General features: G+C 73.5%; 18 protein-coding genes and 1 tRNA gene. 9 read left to right on the top strand and 10 right to left on the bottom strand.

Going from position 1 to position 16,758, the window contains the following annotated elements:
* Window positions 1-5: 5 nt before the first annotated feature.
* Window positions 6-764 (top strand): 3-oxoacyl-ACP reductase FabG, encoded by a 759-nt coding sequence (fabG, locus tag O7619_RS28195; RefSeq protein WP_282284476.1) that lies wholly within the window; start codon window positions 6-8, stop codon window positions 762-764.
* Window positions 765-777: 13 nt separating this feature from the next.
* On the opposite strand, the gene O7619_RS28190 is transcribed toward fabG, so the two are convergent.
* Both O7619_RS28190 and O7619_RS28185 read right to left on the bottom strand, forming a co-directional pair.
* Window positions 778-1,194 carry a hypothetical protein gene (locus tag O7619_RS28190; RefSeq protein ID WP_282284474.1) on the bottom strand — a complete coding sequence of 139 codons (417 nt, stop codon included), beginning with the start codon at window positions 1,192-1,194 and terminating at the stop codon, window positions 778-780.
* Window positions 1,187-1,582, bottom strand: a complete 396-nt coding sequence (locus tag O7619_RS28185; protein ID WP_282288972.1) for a hypothetical protein — start codon at window positions 1,580-1,582, stop codon at window positions 1,187-1,189. The genes O7619_RS28190 and O7619_RS28185 overlap by 8 nt, the downstream gene beginning before the upstream one ends.
* A 150-nt stretch (window positions 1,583-1,732) precedes the next feature.
* Between O7619_RS28185 and O7619_RS28180 the strand changes: the two genes are divergently transcribed.
* The 5 genes from O7619_RS28180 (at window position 1,733) to O7619_RS28160 (ending at window position 6,473) form a co-directional block, all read left to right on the top strand.
* Window positions 1,733-2,629, top strand: a complete 897-nt coding sequence (locus O7619_RS28180) for a Gfo/Idh/MocA family oxidoreductase (RefSeq protein ID WP_282284472.1) — start codon at window positions 1,733-1,735, stop codon at window positions 2,627-2,629.
* 117 nt (window positions 2,630-2,746) lie between these two features.
* Window positions 2,747-3,376 carry an ECF RNA polymerase sigma factor SigK gene (gene sigK / locus O7619_RS28175; protein ID WP_282284470.1) on the top strand — a complete coding sequence of 210 codons (630 nt, stop codon included), beginning with the start codon at window positions 2,747-2,749 and terminating at the stop codon, window positions 3,374-3,376.
* Window positions 3,373-4,110 carry an anti-sigma factor gene (locus O7619_RS28170; protein WP_282284467.1) on the top strand — a complete coding sequence of 246 codons (738 nt, stop codon included), beginning with the start codon at window positions 3,373-3,375 and terminating at the stop codon, window positions 4,108-4,110. Before sigK ends, O7619_RS28170 begins: the two co-directional genes overlap by 4 nt.
* 88 nt (window positions 4,111-4,198) lie before the next feature.
* The gene (locus O7619_RS28165) at window positions 4,199-4,834 is read left to right on the top strand and encodes a fasciclin domain-containing protein (RefSeq protein ID WP_282284465.1); all 636 of its coding nucleotides are present in this window, start codon (window positions 4,199-4,201) and stop codon (window positions 4,832-4,834) included.
* Between the two features lie 31 nt (window positions 4,835-4,865).
* Window positions 4,866-6,473 carry a molybdopterin-dependent oxidoreductase gene (locus O7619_RS28160; RefSeq protein WP_282284463.1) on the top strand — a complete coding sequence of 536 codons (1,608 nt, stop codon included), beginning with the start codon at window positions 4,866-4,868 and terminating at the stop codon, window positions 6,471-6,473.
* 55 nt (window positions 6,474-6,528) lie between these two features.
* Here the strand turns inward: O7619_RS28160 and O7619_RS28155 are convergent, their stop codons facing one another.
* Window positions 6,529-6,723, bottom strand: coding sequence for a DUF2795 domain-containing protein (locus O7619_RS28155; RefSeq protein WP_282284461.1), 195 nt, complete (start codon window positions 6,721-6,723; stop codon window positions 6,529-6,531).
* A 106-nt stretch (window positions 6,724-6,829) separates the two neighbouring features.
* On the opposite strand from O7619_RS28155, the gene O7619_RS28150 reads away from it, so the two are divergent.
* A complete protein-coding gene (locus O7619_RS28150; RefSeq protein ID WP_282284460.1) occupies window positions 6,830-8,086 on the top strand; it encodes an erythromycin esterase family protein in 1,257 nt (418 codons plus the stop codon).
* A 64-nt stretch (window positions 8,087-8,150) separates the two neighbouring features.
* Here O7619_RS28150 and O7619_RS28145 read toward each other — a convergent pair whose 3' ends face one another.
* The 3 genes from O7619_RS28145 to O7619_RS28135 are packed head-to-tail and all read right to left on the bottom strand — an operon-like array spanning window position 8,151 to window position 11,376.
* Entirely contained in the window at window positions 8,151-10,331 is a 2,181-nt protein-coding gene (locus O7619_RS28145) for an MMPL family transporter (RefSeq protein WP_282284458.1), read from the bottom strand.
* Window positions 10,332-10,368: 37 nt separating this feature from the next.
* The gene (locus O7619_RS28140; protein ID WP_282284457.1) at window positions 10,369-10,914 is read right to left on the bottom strand and encodes a TetR/AcrR family transcriptional regulator; all 546 of its coding nucleotides are present in this window, start codon (window positions 10,912-10,914) and stop codon (window positions 10,369-10,371) included.
* A gap of 45 nt (window positions 10,915-10,959) precedes the next feature.
* Window positions 10,960-11,376: a helix-turn-helix domain-containing protein gene (locus O7619_RS28135; RefSeq protein WP_282284456.1), complete on the bottom strand. Its 417-nt coding sequence runs from the start codon at window positions 11,374-11,376 to the stop codon at window positions 10,960-10,962.
* Between the two features lie 117 nt (window positions 11,377-11,493).
* Here O7619_RS28135 and O7619_RS28130 point away from each other — a divergent pair, with 117 nt between their 5' ends.
* The gene (locus tag O7619_RS28130; RefSeq protein WP_282284455.1) at window positions 11,494-12,453 is read left to right on the top strand and encodes an ATP-dependent DNA ligase; all 960 of its coding nucleotides are present in this window, start codon (window positions 11,494-11,496) and stop codon (window positions 12,451-12,453) included.
* A gap of 46 nt (window positions 12,454-12,499) precedes the next feature.
* Here the strand turns inward: O7619_RS28130 and O7619_RS28125 are convergent.
* The 4 genes from O7619_RS28125 to O7619_RS28110 all read right to left on the bottom strand — a co-directional run bounded on the left by O7619_RS28125 (window position 12,500) and on the right by O7619_RS28110 (window position 14,983).
* Window positions 12,500-12,574, bottom strand: a tRNA-Arg gene (locus O7619_RS28125).
* Window positions 12,575-12,641: 67 nt separating this feature from the next.
* On the bottom strand, window positions 12,642-13,337 hold the full coding sequence (locus tag O7619_RS28120) for a winged helix-turn-helix domain-containing protein (RefSeq protein WP_282284454.1): 696 nt from the start codon (window positions 13,335-13,337) through the stop codon (window positions 12,642-12,644).
* Between the two features lie 121 nt (window positions 13,338-13,458).
* Window positions 13,459-14,136 carry a DUF305 domain-containing protein gene (locus tag O7619_RS28115; RefSeq protein ID WP_282284453.1) on the bottom strand — a complete coding sequence of 226 codons (678 nt, stop codon included), beginning with the start codon at window positions 14,134-14,136 and terminating at the stop codon, window positions 13,459-13,461.
* A gap of 10 nt (window positions 14,137-14,146) precedes the next feature.
* Window positions 14,147-14,983 (bottom strand): DUF3105 domain-containing protein, encoded by an 837-nt coding sequence (locus O7619_RS28110; protein ID WP_282284451.1) that lies wholly within the window; start codon window positions 14,981-14,983, stop codon window positions 14,147-14,149.
* A 99-nt stretch (window positions 14,984-15,082) separates the two neighbouring features.
* Between O7619_RS28110 and argS the strand changes: the two genes are divergently transcribed.
* Entirely contained in the window at window positions 15,083-16,750 is a 1,668-nt protein-coding gene (argS, locus tag O7619_RS28105) for an arginine--tRNA ligase (RefSeq protein ID WP_282284449.1), read from the top strand.
* The last annotated feature ends 8 nt before the right edge of the window (window positions 16,751-16,758 follow it).

Here is a 16,758-nt window from a genome sequence, read left to right as displayed (position 1 = left end):
TAATCATGTCGGAGGAGCCCCGCGTCGCCATCGTGACCGGAGCCGCGCGCGGCATCGGGGCGGCCACCGCCCGCCGGCTGGCCGCCGACGGCATGGCCGTCGCCGTGGTCGACATCGACGAGTCCGCCACCGGCGAGACCGTCGACGCCATCACCGCCGCCGGTGGCCGGGCGCTCGGCGTCGGCGCCGACGTCGCCGACCGGGCCCAGGTCGAGGCGGCCGTCGAGCGGGTCGCCGCCGACCTGGGCGCGCCCACCGTGCTCGTCAACAACGCCGGCGTGCTCCGCGACAACCTGCTGTTCAAGATGGCGGACGCCGACTGGGACACGGTCCTGGCCGTGCACCTGCGCGGCGCGTTCCTGTTCAGCCAGGCCGCGCAGAAGCACATGGTCGAGCGGAAGTGGGGGCGGATCGTCAACCTCTCCAGCACCTCGGCGCTCGGCAACCGGGGGCAGGCGAACTACTCCGCCGCCAAGGCCGGGCTCCAGGGCTTCACCAAGACGCTCGCCATCGAGCTGGGCCCGTACGGCGTGACCGTCAACGCGGTCGCGCCCGGCTTCATCGTCACCGACATGACCGCCGCCACCGCGGCCCGGATGAAGGTCGACTTCGCCGCGCTCCAGGAACACGCCGCCGCCGAGATCGCGGTGCGCCGCACCGGCCGACCGGAGGACGTCGCGCACACCATCTCGTTCCTGGCCAGCGAGGGCGCGTCCTTCGTCTCCGGCCAGGTCATCTACGTGGCCGGCGGTCCGAAGTCCTGACCCACCCCCGCAGTCAGGCGCGGGGGCGGCGGGTGCGGTAAAGCCAGAACAGGCCCAGGACGGGCAGCACCAGGGGGATGTAGCCGTAACCGCTGCCGAAGCCGGACCAGACCGTCTCGTCCGGGAACAGCTCGCGGTCGGCGATGCTCAGCACCCCGACCGCGAGCACCCCGACCAGCTCCACCGAGCAACACGCGAGCGCGACCCGGCGGCCGGTGTGCCCGGCCCGGGCCAGCCCGACCGCCGCCACGATGTAGATCAAGGCGGCCACCGCGGAGAGCAGGTACGCCACCGGCGCCTCGTCGAACTTCGTGGCGATCTGCAGCCCGGCCCGCGACGTCGCGGCGATGGCGAAGAGGATGTAGACCGCGATCAGCAGCCGGCCCGGCCCGCGGTTCGTGGCACGCTCCGGCGTGGCGGTCTCAGCCACCGACGACCTCCCAGGTCTGCTGGAGCCGCACCACCACGACCGGGGTGACCAGGCAGACCGCGCAGACGATGGCCGAGCCCCAACGGGTCGGCTCCATCCGGGCCAGCACCCAGGCCAGCGGCGGCAGGCAGACGAGCGTCACCAGGTAGCCGAAGAACGCCCCCGGCTCGCCCGGCCGGTCACCGCCGCCGAGCGCGACGAGCGCCACCACGGTCAGTGCCAGCAGCGCCAGCTCCACCACGGCCAGGCCGGCGAACTGGACCCGGTCCGGCGGGCGCTGCCGCACGGCCGCGACCAGGGCCCAGACCGCGACCGCCAGCGACAGCACGATCGCGAGCGTGGCGAGGAACCCGTCCACCGGCGAACCGGCCGCCGCCGCGCTGGTCATCGACGCAGTGTCGTTCACCGGCCCAGCCTACTAACCGGCGTAGTAGCGGCCTCCCACGCGGGTCGGGGCGCGCCGGCCGGGCCGGGCGACTAGCGTGGATCACGGTCCCGGCGTACGCCGGTGGCCGCCGACGACGGCAGGAGGTCCGGGGTGCGGTTCGGGTTGTTCGGCACCGGTCACTGGGCGGCGCAGACGCACGCCGCGGCCATCGACGCCCATCCGCGGGCCCAACTGGCCGGCGTGTGGGGGCGGGACCCGGCGAAGGCGGAGGCGCTCGCGACCCGGCACGGCGTACCGGCCTTCACCGACGTGGACGCGCTGATCGAGGCGTGCGACGCGGTCGCCGTGGCGCTCCCGCCGGACGTGCAGGCCGACATCGCCGTCCGGGCCGCCACCGCCGGACGGCACCTGCTGCTGGACAAGCCGCTCGCGCTCGGCCTCGCCGACGCCGACCGGGTGGTCGACGCCGCCCAGGGCGCCGGGGTGGCCTCGGTGGTCTTCTTCACCCAGCGCTTCCACCCGAACGTCACCGGCTTTCTCGCCTCGACCGCCGCGGCCGGCGGCTGGCAGCACGCCCGGGGCACCATGTTCGCCTCGATCTTTCAGCCCGGAAACCCGTACGGCGGCTCGCGGTGGCGGCGGGACCGGGGCGCGCTGTGGGACATCGGCCCGCACGCGCTGTCGCTGATCCTGCCGGTGCTCGGCCGGGTCACCCGGGTCGCCGCGATGGACGGGCCGAGCGGCCTGGTGCACCTGCTGCTCACCCATGACGGCGGCGCGACCAGCTCGCTCTCGCTCACCCTCGACGCGCCGGCCGAGGCCGTGACCCGCGACTTCGTCTTCTTCGGCGAGAACGGCACCGAGAGCGTCCCGCCCGGCGACGGCAGTGTGCTCCAGGCGTTCGGCGCGGCGCTGGACCAGTTGCTGGAGGAGGTCGACGCGGGCACCCGCGACCACCGCTGCGACGTCCGGTTCGGCCGGGAGGTGGTGGCAGTGCTCGACGCCGCGGAGACCGCCCGGGCGCAGGGCCGCACGGTCGAGCTTTAGCAACCGGGCGGGGACGCGGGCGACCGGGACCGGCCGGAAGATCGCGGCCATCCGGGCCGGCGGCGGCTCCGAATGCCTACCGTGCGGGCAGAGGGAGCCGACGGAAGGTGGGACCGGATGACCGACGGCGACAGCGTCGGTGACGTGCCGGGGCGGTCGAGGTTGCACGCCGTGCCGCCGGCCACCCCGGACCAGCGGGCGGAGACCGACGACCTGCTGCGGGCGGTGGCACGCGGTGACGAGGCGGCGTTCGAGCGGCTCTACGGTCTCGTCTCGCCACGCGCCTACGGTCTGGTGCGGCGGGTGCTGCGCGACCCGGCCCAGGCCGAGGAGGTCACCCAGGAGGTGCTGGTCGAGGTGTGGCGTACCGCCGCCCGGTTCGACCCGTCCCGGGGCTCCGCCACCGCCTGGGTCTTCACCATCGCCCACCGCCGCGCGGTGGACCGGGTCCGGTCCGAGCAGGCCGGCGCCGAACGTGCCCGGCGGGTCGCCGCCGGATCCGCCGAGACGCCGTACGACGAGGTGGCCGAGGCGGCGGCGGCCCGGCTGGAACGGCAGCAGGTACGCCACTGCCTGGACGCGCTCACCGAGGTGCAACGCGAGGCGATCACGCTTGCCTACTACGGCGGGCACAGCTACCGCGAGGTGGCCGGCCTGCTGGACACCGCGCTGCCGACCGTGAAGAGCCGCATGCGGGACGGGTTGATCCGTCTGCGCGACTGCCTGGGAGTGGGGCTGACCCGATGACCGACATCCACGCGCTCGCCGGGGCGTACGTGCTCGACGCGGTGGACGACGTCGAGCGGGCCGCGTTCGCCCGGCACCTGGAGGGCTGCGAGAGCTGCGGGCTGGAGTTGGCCGAGCTGCGCGAGACGGCCGCGCGGCTGGCCGACTCGACCTGGTCCGTACCCCCACCCGCGCTGCGCACGGCGGTGCTGGCGGAGATCCGGCGCACCCGGCAGGAGCGGCCCGGTCCCGCGGGCCGCGCCGGGCCCGTCGCGGTCGGGGCCTGGCGGCGTCGGCTGGCGGTCGCGGCTGCCGCCGTGCTGCTGGCCGTCGGCGCGGGCGCGGCCACCTGGGCGACCCAGGAGCAACGGGTACGCGACGCGCGCACCGGGGCCGACGCGGCTCGGGACGAGGCGGGCCGGATCCGGGCGGTGCTGGCCGCCCCGGACGCGGTGGTGCGCACCGGCGTCGCGCCGGCCGGTGGCCGGGTGACCGTGGTGGCGTCGGCGAGTCGGGACGAGGGGGTGGCCCTGGTGGCGGGGCTGGCCGCGCCCGCGCCGGGCCGGGCCTACCAGCTCTGGCTGATCGAGGGCGCCACGGCCACCTCGGCCGGGGTACTGCCGGCCGGTCAGGGCGGCGGCACGAAGCTGCTCGCGGGCGTCCGTGGCAAGGGACTGTTCGGCGTGACCGAGGAGCCGGCGGGCGGGTCGACGCAGCCGACGATGACGCCGCTCGTGTCGTTCGCGCTCACCTGATCTTTTTCGGCGGCCCGGCCCATCCGGACGGCGGTGAGCATCGAATCCCTTTCAGACCGACAATTAGTCACTTGAAGGGATTCACCCGATGCGCCCCATGAGGCTCACCTCCATCGCCCTCGCCGCCACCCTCAGCCTCGGCCTCGCCGCCTGCGGCGGTGACGGCGACGACAGCGACGTCGCCGCGCCGGCCAGCAGCGCCCCGATGAGTTCCGCGCCGGCCAGCAGCGCGCCCGCCATGGCCGACGGCCAGTTCGGTCCCGGTTGCGCCGCGGTGCCCACCGACGCGACGAACCCCGGCAGCTTCGCCGCCATGGCCCAAGTGCCGGTGGCGACCGCCGCCTCCGGCAACCCGCTGCTGAGCACGCTTGTCACCGCCGTCAAGCAGGCCGGGCTCGTCGACTCGCTGAACAGCGCCAAGGAGCTGACCGTCTTCGCGCCCACCGACGACGCGTTCGGCAAGCTGCCCAAGGCCGACCTGGACAAGGTCCTCGCCGACAAGAAGATGCTCACCGACGTGCTGACCTACCACGTGGTGGAGGGCCGGCTCGGCCCGGACCAGCTCGCCGGCGCGCACAAGACGCTCCAGGGCGGCGAGGTGACGGTCGCCGGCAGCGGCACCGAGTTCACGATCAACGGCGACTCGATGGTCGTCTGCGGCAACGTGCAGACCGCCAACGCGACCGTCTACATCGTCGACTCGGTCCTGATGCCGACGTCCTGACGCCTCGACCCACCGGTGAGGGGAGAAACCGATGATCCGCCGTACCCTGGCAGCCGCCGGGACGGGCCTGCTCGCGGCAGCCGCCGGGGTGGCGGTCGCCGAACTGCTCGCCACCGTCGTCCGCCCGCAGGCGGCACCGGTGGTCGCGGTCGGTGGCGCCGTCGTGGACGGGGCGCCCACCCCGGTCAAGGAATGGGCGGTGCGCACATTCGGCACGTACGACAAGCCGTTGTTGCTGGGCGGGATCGCGCTGGCGCTGGCGCTGCTGGCCGCGCTGACCGGAATCGCCGCCCGCCACCGCCCGGCGCTGGGCCTGCTCGGGCCGGCGGCGCTCGGGGTGGCCGGCGTCGCCGCCGCGCTGACCCGCCCCGCCGCCGGCCCGGTCGACGCCCTGCCGGCCCTGGTCGGCGCCGCCGTGTCCGCCGCTCTCCTGCGCTGGTTGCCCCTGCCCGGCCTGAACACCCCGGACGCCGCCACCCCCGACCCGGTGGGGGTGGCGGCGTCCGGGACCGGCGCGGCCGGCGGCGACGGGCCTGACACGGCCGGCTCCGGCGGCTCGGGACCGCCGGCCGGGCCGACACGACGGGCGGTGGTACGCAACGCGGCGTTGGTGGCGGTCGGCACCGCGCTGGCCGGGGCCGGCGCGGCGGCGATGCGCCGTCTGGACCTCGCCGACGCCGCCCGGTCCCGGCAAGCGGTCCGGCTGCCCGCGCCGGCCTCGCCGGCCCGGCCGACACCCGCCGGGGTGGCACCGGGGTTCCGGACCCCGACCTCGGACTTCTACCGGGTCGACACCGCGCTCACCGTGCCCCGGATCGACGTAAAAGCGTGGCGGCTGCGACTGCACGGCATGGTGGCGCGGCCGGTCGAGCTGAGCTTCGGCGACCTGGTCGATCGCGACCTGATCGAGCGGGACATCACGCTGAGCTGCGTGTCCAACGAGGTCGGTGGCCCGTATGTGGGAACCGCCCGATGGCTCGGCGCGCCGCTCGCCCCGCTGCTGCGTGAGGCCGGCATCCGGGCCGGCGCCGACCAGCTCGTGGCCCGCTCCGACGAGGGCATGACCATCGGCACGCCGATCGCCACCCTCCTCGACGGACGGGACGCCATGCTCGCGGTCGGCATGAACGGCGCGCCGCTGCCGTTCGCGCACGGCTACCCGGTCCGGATGCTCACCCCCGGGCTCTACGGGTACGCGGGCGCGTGCAAGTGGGTCACCGAGCTGGAGGTGACCACATTCGACGCTTTCGACGTGTACTGGGTGCGGCGGGGCTGGGCGCGGGAGGGGCCGGTCCGGACGGCATCCCGGATCGACCGGCCTGCGCCGTTCGCCCGACTTCCCGCCGGAGAGGTCACCGTGGCCGGGGTGGCCTGGGCGCAGCACCGGGGCATCGCGGCGGTGGAGGTCTCGGTGGACGGTGGCCCCTGGCGGGACGCCGAGCTGCTGCCCACCGCCTCCACCGACACCTGGGTCCAGTGGCGGTACGCCTGGCGGAACGTCCCGGCCGGGCCGCACACCCTGCGGGTACGCGCCACCGACGGCACCGGCGCGGTGCAGCCCGAGCAGCGCCGCCCCCCGTTCCCCGACGGCGCCACCGGCCACCACACCATCACCGTGAAAGGAGGGGGCCCTTCTTAACGCCTCCGGTAGAGGCGGGGCCCCTTATTAACACGTGGCGGTGGGCGGGGCCGGGCTAGCCGTTCAGGATCAGCAGGGCCTCGCCCAGCTCGGCCGGGGTGTCGAACTCCTCGGCCGGCAGTGTGCGGAGCGCCTGGAGCGCCTCGGTGCTGGCGCCGTTCTCCTGCCCCCAGCGGACCAGGTCCTCCCGGGAGACCGGATAGTCGAGCCCGGCCAGGAACTCCTGCAACTGTGCGCCGGTGACGGTCATGCCGGCCGGTTACCCGTATGCCCGGCCGGCATGCCCGCTGGTCCACCCGGTCGCCCGGTCCGGTCCGGCGACGGTTTGCCCGGGTGGCACCCGGGTAGCCGCGCACATGCTGGTTCAGCGGCTCGGCGCGCCGAGCGACTTCGACCCGCTGCTGGAGCGCGTCCGGGACGCCCACATCGTGATGATCGGCGAGGCGACGCACGGCAGCTACGACTACTACCGGCTGCGGGAGCAGTTGACCCGGCGACTCATCGCCGAGCAGGGTTTCGACTTCGTCGCGGTGGAGGGGGACTGGCCGGACTGCGACCGGGTGCACCGGTCGGTGGTGGGCGCACCCGGCGGCCTGGCCGATCCGGTCGTCGCGCTGGAACGCTTCGAACGATGGCCCACGTGGATGTGGGCGAACGCCGAGGTGGCCCGCTTCTGCCGCTGGCTGCGGGCCTGGAACCTGGAACGCCCCGAGGGCGAACGCGCCGGCTTCCACGGCCTCGACGTCTACTCCCTCTGGGAGTCGATGCAGGCCATCTTCGACTACCTCGGCGAGGAGGATCCGGCCTCGCTGGAGGCGGCCCAGGAGGCGTACCGCTGCTTCGAGCCGTACGGCAAGCAGGTCGAGGAGTACGGGATGGCCAGCCGGTTCGTCTCCGCCCGGTGCGAGGAGGAGGTGGTCCGGCTGCTGGCGCGTACCCGGGAACAGGCCGCCGCGGACGGCCCGGACCGCTTCTCGGCCTGGCAGAACGCGGAGGTGGTGGCCGGCGCGGAGCGCTACTACCGGGCCATGGTCGGCGGCGGTCCGGAGTCGTGGAACGTCCGCGACATCCACATGGCCGACACGCTGGACCGGTTGCTGGACCGCTACGGGCCGGACGCGCGGGGCGTCGTGTGGGCGCACAACACGCACGTCGGGGACGCGCGGGCCACCGAGATGGCGGCGGACGGCATGGTGAACATCGGTCAACTCGGCCGGGAGCGGTACGGGCGCGACGCGGTGGCGTTGATCGGCCTCGGCGGTTACCGGGGCACCGTGGTCGCCGCCCCACGCTGGGGCTCACCGGCCGAGACGATGGTGGTGCCGCCGGCGCGTGAGGGGTCGGTCGAGCGCCGGCTGCACGAGCTGATGCCGGACCGGGCGGTGCTGGTCTTCGGCGGCCCGGACGAGCCGGAGTGGGTGACCGGCGAGGCGGATCACCGGGCCATCGGCGTGGTGTACGACCCGAGCTTCGAGTCCTGGGGCAACTACGTGCCGACGCGGCTGGGGGAGCGGTACGACGCCTTCGTCTGGTGCGACGAGACGACCGCGCTGCACCCGCTGCCGGCGTTGGTGACGCCGGGCGAGATGGAGACGTACCCGGCCGGGGTGTGAGCGCGGGTGTTAAGCGGGGCCCCCGCCTATGCAGAAAGCGTTAAGCGGGGGCCCCTCCTTACACCTAAACCTGGGCGGGCTCGCGCTTGGCCAGGTGGGTGCGGAGGCCCTCGCCCTCCACGTCCACGTTGGGTAGCGCCCTGTTCAGCCAGCGGGGCAGCCACCAGGCGGCGTTGTTCAGCAGCGACATCACCGCCGGGACGATCGTCATCCGGACCACGAAGGCGTCGATGGCGACGCCGATGGCGAGCGCGAAGCCCATCGACTTGATGATCGGGTCGTCCAGGAAGACGAAGCCGCCGAACACCGAGATCATGATGAGCGCCGCGGCGGTGACCACCCGGGCGCCGTGTCCCATGCCGCTGATCGTGGCGTCGCGGGCGGTCTCGCCGTGCACGAAGTCCTCCCGCATCCGGGAGACCAGGAAGACCTCGTAGTCCATGGCCAGGCCGAACAGGATGCCGATGAGCAGGATCGGCAGGAAGCTGACGAGCGGGGCCGGCGTGTCCACGCCGAGCAGCCCGGCCAGGTGCCCCTGCTGGAACACCGCCACCGTGATGCCGAACGTGGCCGCGACGGTGAGCAGGAAGCCGAGGGCCGCCTTGACCGGCACCAGGATCGACCGGAACACCAGCATCAGCAGCAGCACGGACAGGCCCACCACCAGCAGCAGATAGACCGGCAGGGCGTCGGAGAGCTTCTCCGACACGTCGATGCCGATCGCGGTGACGCCGGTCAGCATCACGTCGGCGTTCTGGACGTCGCCGACCTGCCGGCGGATGTCGTGCACCAGCTCCTCGGTCTTCTCGTCGGTCGGCCCGGTCTTCGGGATGACCCCGAGCAGCGCGGTCCGGCCGGACGGGTCGAGCTGCGGCGGGGCGACCGCCAACACCCCGTCGGTCTTCTGGATCAGCGCGACGACCTGCGGCACGGCGGCCTGGGTGGCCTGCGGCGAGTCGGCGGTGACCACGACCGCGAGCCGGCCGGTGAAGCCGGGGCCGAAGCCCGCCTGGATCAGGTCGTTGCTGACCCGGGCCGGGCTGCCCTCGGCGGCGGCGGAGGCGTCCGGCAGCGCCAGGCGCATGTCCTGGGACGGGATGGCGAGCAGGCCGAGGCCGAGCAGACCGACCAGGATGACCGGGATGCGGAAGCGGGTCACCCAGCGGGCCCAGCGGAACCCGAAGCCGGAGCGGTCCTCCGAGCCGATGGCAGGGTTGTCGACCGCCTCGTGGTTGCGCAGCTTGCGCGGCAGCACCTTCCGGCCGGCGAAGCCGAGCAGCGCCGGGGCCAGCGTGATCGCCACCAGCACGGCCACGGTGACGGTGCCGGCGGCGGCCAGGCCCATCACGGTGAGGAACGGGATGCCCACCACCGCCAGGCCGGCGAGCGCCACCACCACGGTGGCGCCGGCGAAGACCACGGCGGAGCCGGCGGTGCCGACGGCCCGGCCGACCGCCTCCTCGGGGGAGAGCCCGTCGAGCAGGTTCTGCCGGTGCCGGGAGGTGATGAACAGGGAGTAGTCGATGCCGACGGCGAGGCCGAGCATCAGCGCCAGGATCGGGGCGGTGCTGGTCAGCTCGACCGCGCCGCTGAGCGCGAACAGTCCCGCCATCCCGACGCCGACGCCGATCAGCGCGTTCAGCATGGTCATGCCGGCCGCCACCAGCGAGCCGAACGTGATGACCAGGACGATCGCCGCGACCAGCACACCGAGCGCCTCGGTCGAGCCGACCTCCGGCTCGCCGTTGAGGACCTCACCGCCGGGGGCGATCTGCCAGCCCTGCGCTTCGGCCTGCTGACCGACCTTTTCGTACGCGTCGCGCTGCTCGGTCGTGACGTCGTCCGCGCGGCCGGCGAACTGCACCTGGATCAGCGCGTACCGGCCGTCCGGCGTGATCGCCTGTGCCTGGTACGGGTCGACCGCGCCGACCACGCCGGGCAGCGTGGCCGCCTCCTGGGTCACCTGCTTGACCACCGCCTGGCCGTCCGGCGTGGTGAGGGCGCCGTCCTGCGGGGCCTTCACGGCGATGGTGCCGGTGGCGCCGCTGGCCGCCGGGAACCGGTCGGCGAGCAGGTCGATCGCCTGCTGCGACTCGGTGCCCGGCATGGTGAAGTTGCTCGCCGTCGGGCCTCGCAGCGTGGCCGCGGCAAGACCGAGACCGACGAGTACGACGAGCCAGACGACGGCGACGAGTCGCCGCCGGCGCAGGGATGTCCGGCCGAGCCGGTACAGCAGGGTCGCCATGGACCTTCCTTCGTCCTCGGGATTTGCGACAGTGGGATCAGGTGGTGGGTTCGAGCGCGCGGTGCGCGACGGCGAGCAGCGCGGGCCGCAGCTCCTCGTCGCTGATGTCCAGGAACTCGCCGCAGGTCTCCGCGATGCCGGCGAGCACGACGAGCGCGGCGACGCGGGCCGCCGGCCGGTCGGAGAAGCCGGCGAAGGCGGCGACAAGCCGTTCGGAGATCTGTTGGATGTGCGCGAACGCCGGCTGTTGGAGCAGGTCCGGGAACTCGCCCCGGAGCAGCGCGATCTCCCGGCGGAACCGGACCGCCAGGTCGACGAACCCTTCGGCGGCGGTCTGTTGGGCGGGCGCGCCGGTGAGGCCGGCGAGCCGTGCGTCGAGTTCCTCCAGCACCGCGATGGCCGGGGCCATCAGTTCGCAGAGCAGGGCGTCCTTGCTGGCGAAGTGGTAGAGCACGGTGGCCTTGGAACAGCCCACCTCGCGGGCGATGTCCTGGAGTGAGGTGCCCTTGTAGCCGTTGACGGCGAACCGACGGGCCGCCGCGGTGAGCAGCTCGGCGTGGGTGGCCGGGGTGGGGCGTGCCATGCCCCCAAGCATGCCTGACCGATCGGTCAGCACCTGACCGATCGGTCAGACGGATTGCGTGGGCTTCGCCACAGGTTCCGGGTGGTTTCGGTCGTACGCCGCCCGGGCCGCGCTGATCGCCTCGCGGTGCCGCTCGGCCCAGCGGGTGAGCGCGACCAGCGACTCGTACAGCTCACGGGCCATCGGGGTCGCGGTGTACTCCACCCTCGGCGGCACGGTGGCGTACACGTGCCGGACCAGCAGGCCGTCGCGCTCCAGGTGGCGCAGCGTCAGGGTGAGCATCCGCCGGCTGATCCCCTCCACCCGCCGTTCCAGCTCGGTGAAGCGGACCGGGCCGGTCGAGGCGGCGACCAGGATGCCGATGCTCCACTTGCCGCCCACCCGGTCCAGCGCCTCCCGCACCGTGCAGGCCCGGGCCTGGTCCGCCGGGTCGGACGCGCACCTGTCGTCCTCGAACGTCACCGCGCCCCCTCCGCTCGACCCGACGGTGGTCTCGGGGACCATCATGCGCCACGAGGCGCGGCGGGCCGCCGCCGTGTCGGGGTTGCCGGGGCCGGCGCGGCCCGGGAAGGTGGGCGGATGGGCGCCGCTGACGAGACCCGGGACGGGGTTTCGCTTACCAACCTGGACCAACCGCTGTTCGACGCCGCCGGGGCGACCAAGCGTGACCTGGTCGACTACCTCGACGCGGTGCACGGGCGGATCCTGCCGGAGCTGCGCGACCGGCCGCTGTCGGTGCTGCGGGTCCGGCCCGGCCAGGAGCCGTTCATGCAGAAGAACCTGCCGAAGTACACGCCGGACTGGGTGCGCCGCACCGAGGTGTGGGCGGAGGCGTCGCACCGGACCATCTCCTACGGCCTCTGCGACGACCGGCGCACGCTGCTCTGGTTCGCCAACCAGCGGGCGGTGGAATACCACCCGACGCTGGCCCGGGCCGGGCAGGCCGAGCATCCCACCCACCTGGTGCTCGACCTGGACCCGCCGGAGGGGGACGCGTTCTGCACGGTGGTGCGGGTCGCGCTGCTGGTGCGGCAGGCGCTCACCGACGCCGGGCTGGCCGGCGCGGTCAAGACCAGCGGGGCGAAGGACCTGCACGTGATCGTGCCGGTGGCGCCGGCGACCACGGCCGAGGAGGCCGCCGCCGCGACCCGGGCGCTCGCGGCCCGGGCCGAACGGCTCGACCCGGCGCTGGCCACCACCGCGTTCGTCGTGGCCGACCGCGGGGGCCGGGTCTTCGTCGACTCGACCCGGGCGTACGGCGCGACGGTGGTGGCCGCGTACAGCCCCCGGATCCGGCCGGGCACGCCGGTGTCGTACCCGATCGGCTGGGACGACCTGGGGTCGGCGACGCCCGCCGACTTCACCCTGAGGACGGTGCCCGCGCTGCTCGGGGACCGGGATCCGTGGGCGGAGGCGTTGCCCGCGCCGCAGCCGCTGCCGGCGGAGCTGGTGGCGGAGGGGCGGACCATTCCGGTGGCCCGGGTCCAGGCCATGCACGAGGGCAAGCGCCGCGCCCGTGCCCGGCGCGAGGCTGGCTGACCCCACGGGAAAGCCCGGGCGCGGCGGCCCGGGCTTCGACGTCTTCTGGTGCCCCCGGCAGGATTCGAACCTGCGCCCCCGCCTCCGGAGGGCGGTGCTCTATCCCCTGAGCTACGGGGGCTCAGCGACCCGGGAAGCGTAGCAAACCCGTTCCCGGATCACCGAATCGGTATCGACCGCGCGGCGGGTCAGGCGGCGGCGAGCGTGCGACCGCAGCTCGGCAGCGGGTGCAGCGCGATGCGTCGCGGCAGCCGTCGGGGCCACTCGTTGCGCGGCCAGGAGCCGTCCACGATCAGGTGCACGGTGCGTTCCTCGGCGCCGCTGAGCCGCAGGACGAAGTCCCGGGGCAGCGGCGGGTCCACCGAGGGCGTGGTGACCATGAACCGCACCCGCCCCCGGGACGAGACCGCCGAGACCACCTCGGCGGTCGGCATGGTGCCGCGCAGCCGGACCCGGCCGATCCAGTAGACCTCCGCGGCGTGCTCCTGGGCCGCCCGCGTGATCGCCGGGTATTCGCTGCGCACCCACCGCTCGACCGCGCCGACGCAGAGCCCGCAGGCCCGCTCGCGCGGCTCGCGCGGCCCGAGCCCCCAGGCCCGCAGGTACGCCCCGACGGTGCCGGCGTCCATGGCCAGCCCGAACCGGCGTTCGATGAGCGTGGTGAGGCTCTGCCGCGTCCACAGCTCCTCGTCGAGGCCGAACTCGTCGGGGTGGACGCCCCGCAGCACGTCGATGAGTTCGAGTTCCTGTTCGCGGCTGAGCGTTCCCGGCTCGCCCTGCCGCAGTCCGCGACGGACGGCTGCCACCGCTCCGTCACCGCCGATGGTGTGGCGTCGGCACCAGCTGGTCACCGACCGCCCTGCGTCTCTGAGTGCAACCCCCACGTCCTGCGCAACGAGCCCGAACCGGAACCGGTCACGATATGTGGGTAGAAAACTCCCGAAGCCGGGCAATGGGTCGTTAACCCTGAAACGCCTTAATCGGTCTAATCGGACAAGTGGGGCGCTAGGGTGTGCCGCCCAGGCGCTTCAGCGCCGCGTTGAGGTTGGCCAGGTCGTTCTGCTGGGTGTTCTTCATGACCTGGGCGACCGCCAGCACGTCGTCGTCGTGCCCCTCGTCGAGGATGCCGTCGATCATGTGCACGCCGCCGATGTGGTGGCGGATCATCATGGTCAGGAACATCACGTCGAACTCGCGACCACTCGCGGCCTTCAGCTTCGCCATCTCCTCCGGCGTGGCCATGCCCGGCATCAGGCCGTCCTTCACCAGCTCGGCGCCGCCCGGCATCCACGCCATCGGCGGCTGCCCGCCGGTCGGGTCCAGCTTCCAGGAGCGCAGCCAGGTCTGCATGGTGCCGATCTCGCCCTGCTGCCCGGTGGCGATGTCCACACCGACCTGACGTACCTCCGCGTCCTGGCCCTGGCGGAACGCCAACAGCCCCATGGCCACGGCCTGGTTGTGGTGGGTGGTCATGTCCCGGGCGAAACCGGCCTCGGCCGAGTTGTCGCCCGGGCGGGTGAGCGCCGGGGTGAGCAGGCCACCGGCGTACCCGAGGAGAAGCCCGACCACGACGGCGGCGGCCACGACCAGCAGGCCGTAGCGGCGGACCGGTGCCCGGCGGCCCTTGTCGTCGGTGGCCGGGACCTCGTCGAACTCGCTGTCGGTCGTCACCGGAGCGGTCATCGTGGCGTCCTCACTGGTTCGGCTGCTCGGGCATGTTCGGCTGGAGGTTGTCCCGAGGGGTGGTGCCGGTGGCGGTGACGCCCTGGTCGCAGAGCGCGTTCGGGCCCTCGATCGAGGCGTTCACCCGCAGCGTCTTGATGAAGTCGTCGATCCGGCCGTCGTCGGCGTTGTCGACCTTGAGCTGGAAGCCCCACGCCTGGAGCGAGATCGGCTTGTCCAGCCCCTCGTACGGGCTGAGCATCAGCTTCTCCTGGCCCTGCACCTTGCTCTTGAGCGTCGCCACCTGGTCGGCCGGCAGGTCGGGGCGGTAGGTGATCCAGACGGTGCCGTGCTCCAGGCTGTGCACCGCGTGCTCGTTGGCGATCGGGGCGTCGTAGACGTCGCCCATGCAGTTCTGCCAGGCCTGGTTGTGCGGGCCGCCGACCGGCGGGGACTGCTCGTACTTCAGCGTGCCCGGCTGGTGGTTGCCGCCCTTGAGCAGGTCCTTGTCCGTCTTGCGGAAGTCGACCACGCCGTCGATCGCGTCGGCCCGCTTCTCCCAGGGCTGGGCGCCCTGGTAGACCGCCCACGCGCCGATGCCGATGATGCCGACGGCGAGCACGCCGACCGCGACGAAGAGCGCGATGGGGCCCCACGAGCGACCCTGGCTCACCTTCACCGGGGTCACCGGCTTGCGGCCCTTGCCCCCGGCGCCCGGCCGTGGCGTGCCCTTGCCGCCCCCGGCCTTGCCCGCGCCGGCCTTGGCGGCGGGCTTGTCGCCGGCCGCGGGTCGGCCGGCGGCCGGCTTCTTGCCGGTGCTGACCACGGTGGGACGGCGTTCCGGGCCGCCCGGGGTGCTGATGCTCATCGTGCCTCGTCAGGTCGGTCGGTCAGGGGAGCGGGGGTGCCGGTTCACATGCTGGGTCGCCGCCGCGGTGCCCGAGTCTACCCCCGATAACATGGTTCAGTGACTCCCGCAGAACTCGCCGAGGTCGTCCTCGCCGCAGCCCACGCCGTCTTCGACGAACGGGGTCTGGACCGCGCCGCGCTGCCCGCGCAGACCACCGTCGAGCGACCCCGCAACCCCGATCACGGTGACTATGCCTCCACGCTGGCGCTCCAGCTCAGCAAGAAGGTCGGGGTGCCCCCGCGGGAGCTGGCCGCCGCGCTCGCTGAGCAGCTCGGCCGGGCGCCGGGGGTCAAGTCGGTGGAGATCGCCGGCCCGGGTTTCCTGAACATCCGGCTCGACCCGGCCGCCGCCGGCCAGCTCGCCAAGGTCATCGTCGAGGCCGGTCCGGCGTACGGGCGCAGCGACACCCTGGCCGGGCAGCGGATCAACCTGGAGTTCGTCTCGGCGAACCCGACCGGCCCGGTGCACATCGGCGGGGTCCGCTGGGCCGCCGTCGGCGACGCGCTCAGCCGCCTGCTGCGTGCCACCGGGGCCGACGTGGGCACGGAATACTACTTCAACGACGCCGGTTCCCAGATCGACCGGTTCGCCCGGTCGCTGCTGGCCGCCGCCAAGGGCGAGCCCGCCCCGGAGGACGGCTACGGCGGGGCCTACATCGCGGAGATCGCCACCGAGGTGGTCACGCGCCACCCGGAGGTGCGGGAGCTGCCGGACGCCGCCGCCCAGGAGGTGTTCCGGGTCGAGGGCGTCCAGCTCATGTTCGCCGAGATCAGGTCGTCGCTGCGCGACTTCGGCGTCGAGTTCGACACCTACTTCAACGAGAAGGACCTGCACGACCGGGGCGAGCTGGAGGCGGCGCTGACCCGGCTGCGCGAGCAGGGGCACGTCTTCGAGTCCGAGGGCGCGACCTGGCTGCGCACCACCGACTTCGGCGACGACAAGGACCGGGTGCTGCGCAAGTCCAACGGCGAGTGGACCTACTTCGCCGCCGACTGCGCCTACTACCTGGACAAGCGGGAACGCGGCTTCGACCGGGTCGTGATCATGCTGGGCGCCGACCACCACGGCTACCTCGGCCGGATGCGGGCGATGGCCGCGTGCTTCGGCGACGACCCGGAGCGCACCCTGGAGATCCTCATCGGCCAGCTCGTCAACCTGGTCCGCGACGGCGCCCCGGTGCGGATGAGCAAGCGGGCCGGCACCGTGGTCACGCTGGAGGACCTGGTCGACGCCATCGGTGTGGACGCCGCCCGGTACGCGCTGGCCCGCTATTCGGCCGACTCGCCCATCGACATCGACGTGGAGCTGTGGACCCGGGCCAAGAACGACAACCCGGTCTACTACGTGCAGTATGTCGCCGCCCGGACGGCCGGGGCGGCCCGCAACGCCGCCGAGATCGGCCTGAGCCGGGGCGACGCCGCGGCGTTCCGCCCCGAGCTGCTCGGTCACGAGAAGGAGAACGAGCTGCTCAAGGCGCTCGCCGAGTTTCCCGCCGTGGTGGCCACCGCCGCCGAGCTGCGCGAGCCGCACCGGGTCGCCCGCTATCTGGAGGAGAGCGTGGCGCAGTCCTACCACCGGTTCTACGACAACTGCCGGATCGCCCCGCAGGGCGACGAGGAGATCACTGACACCCACCGGGCCCGGCTCTGGCTCAACGACGCCACCCGGGTGGTCATCGCCAACGGCCTGCACCTGCTCGGCGTCTCCGCGCCGGAGAGGATGTAGTCGTGCGA

The sequence above is a fragment of the Micromonospora sp. WMMD998 genome (assembly GCF_029581235.1).
Lineage (GTDB): Bacteria > Actinomycetota > Actinomycetes > Mycobacteriales > Micromonosporaceae > Micromonospora.
The sequence above is the reverse complement of the archived record's forward strand: the minus strand, read 5'-3'. Positions and strand labels throughout refer to the sequence as shown.

Excerpts from the sequence above, each read along its gene's own strand:
- fabG (WP_282284476.1), top strand. The coding sequence starts at position 6 with ATGTCGGAGGAGCCCCGCGTCGCCATCGTGACCGGAGCCGCGCGCGGC.
- O7619_RS28185 (WP_282288972.1), bottom strand. The coding sequence starts at position 1,582 with ATGACCAGCGCGGCGGCGGCCGGTTCGCCGGTGGACGGGTTCCTCGCC.
- sigK (WP_282284470.1), top strand. The coding sequence starts at position 2,747 with ATGACCGACGGCGACAGCGTCGGTGACGTGCCGGGGCGGTCGAGGTTG.
- O7619_RS28170 (WP_282284467.1), top strand. The coding sequence starts at position 3,373 with ATGACCGACATCCACGCGCTCGCCGGGGCGTACGTGCTCGACGCGGTG.
- O7619_RS28165 (WP_282284465.1), top strand. The coding sequence starts at position 4,199 with ATGCGCCCCATGAGGCTCACCTCCATCGCCCTCGCCGCCACCCTCAGC.
- O7619_RS28160 (WP_282284463.1), top strand. The coding sequence starts at position 4,866 with ATGATCCGCCGTACCCTGGCAGCCGCCGGGACGGGCCTGCTCGCGGCA.
- O7619_RS28155 (WP_282284461.1), bottom strand. The coding sequence starts at position 6,723 with ATGACCGTCACCGGCGCACAGTTGCAGGAGTTCCTGGCCGGGCTCGAC.
- O7619_RS28150 (WP_282284460.1), top strand. The coding sequence starts at position 6,830 with ATGCTGGTTCAGCGGCTCGGCGCGCCGAGCGACTTCGACCCGCTGCTG.
- O7619_RS28145 (WP_282284458.1), bottom strand. The coding sequence starts at position 10,331 with ATGGCGACCCTGCTGTACCGGCTCGGCCGGACATCCCTGCGCCGGCGG.
- O7619_RS28140 (WP_282284457.1), bottom strand. The coding sequence starts at position 10,914 with ATGGCACGCCCCACCCCGGCCACCCACGCCGAGCTGCTCACCGCGGCG.
- O7619_RS28130 (WP_282284455.1), top strand. The coding sequence starts at position 11,494 with ATGGGCGCCGCTGACGAGACCCGGGACGGGGTTTCGCTTACCAACCTG.
- O7619_RS28115 (WP_282284453.1), bottom strand. The coding sequence starts at position 14,136 with ATGACCGCTCCGGTGACGACCGACAGCGAGTTCGACGAGGTCCCGGCC.
- O7619_RS28110 (WP_282284451.1), bottom strand. The coding sequence starts at position 14,983 with ATGAGCATCAGCACCCCGGGCGGCCCGGAACGCCGTCCCACCGTGGTC.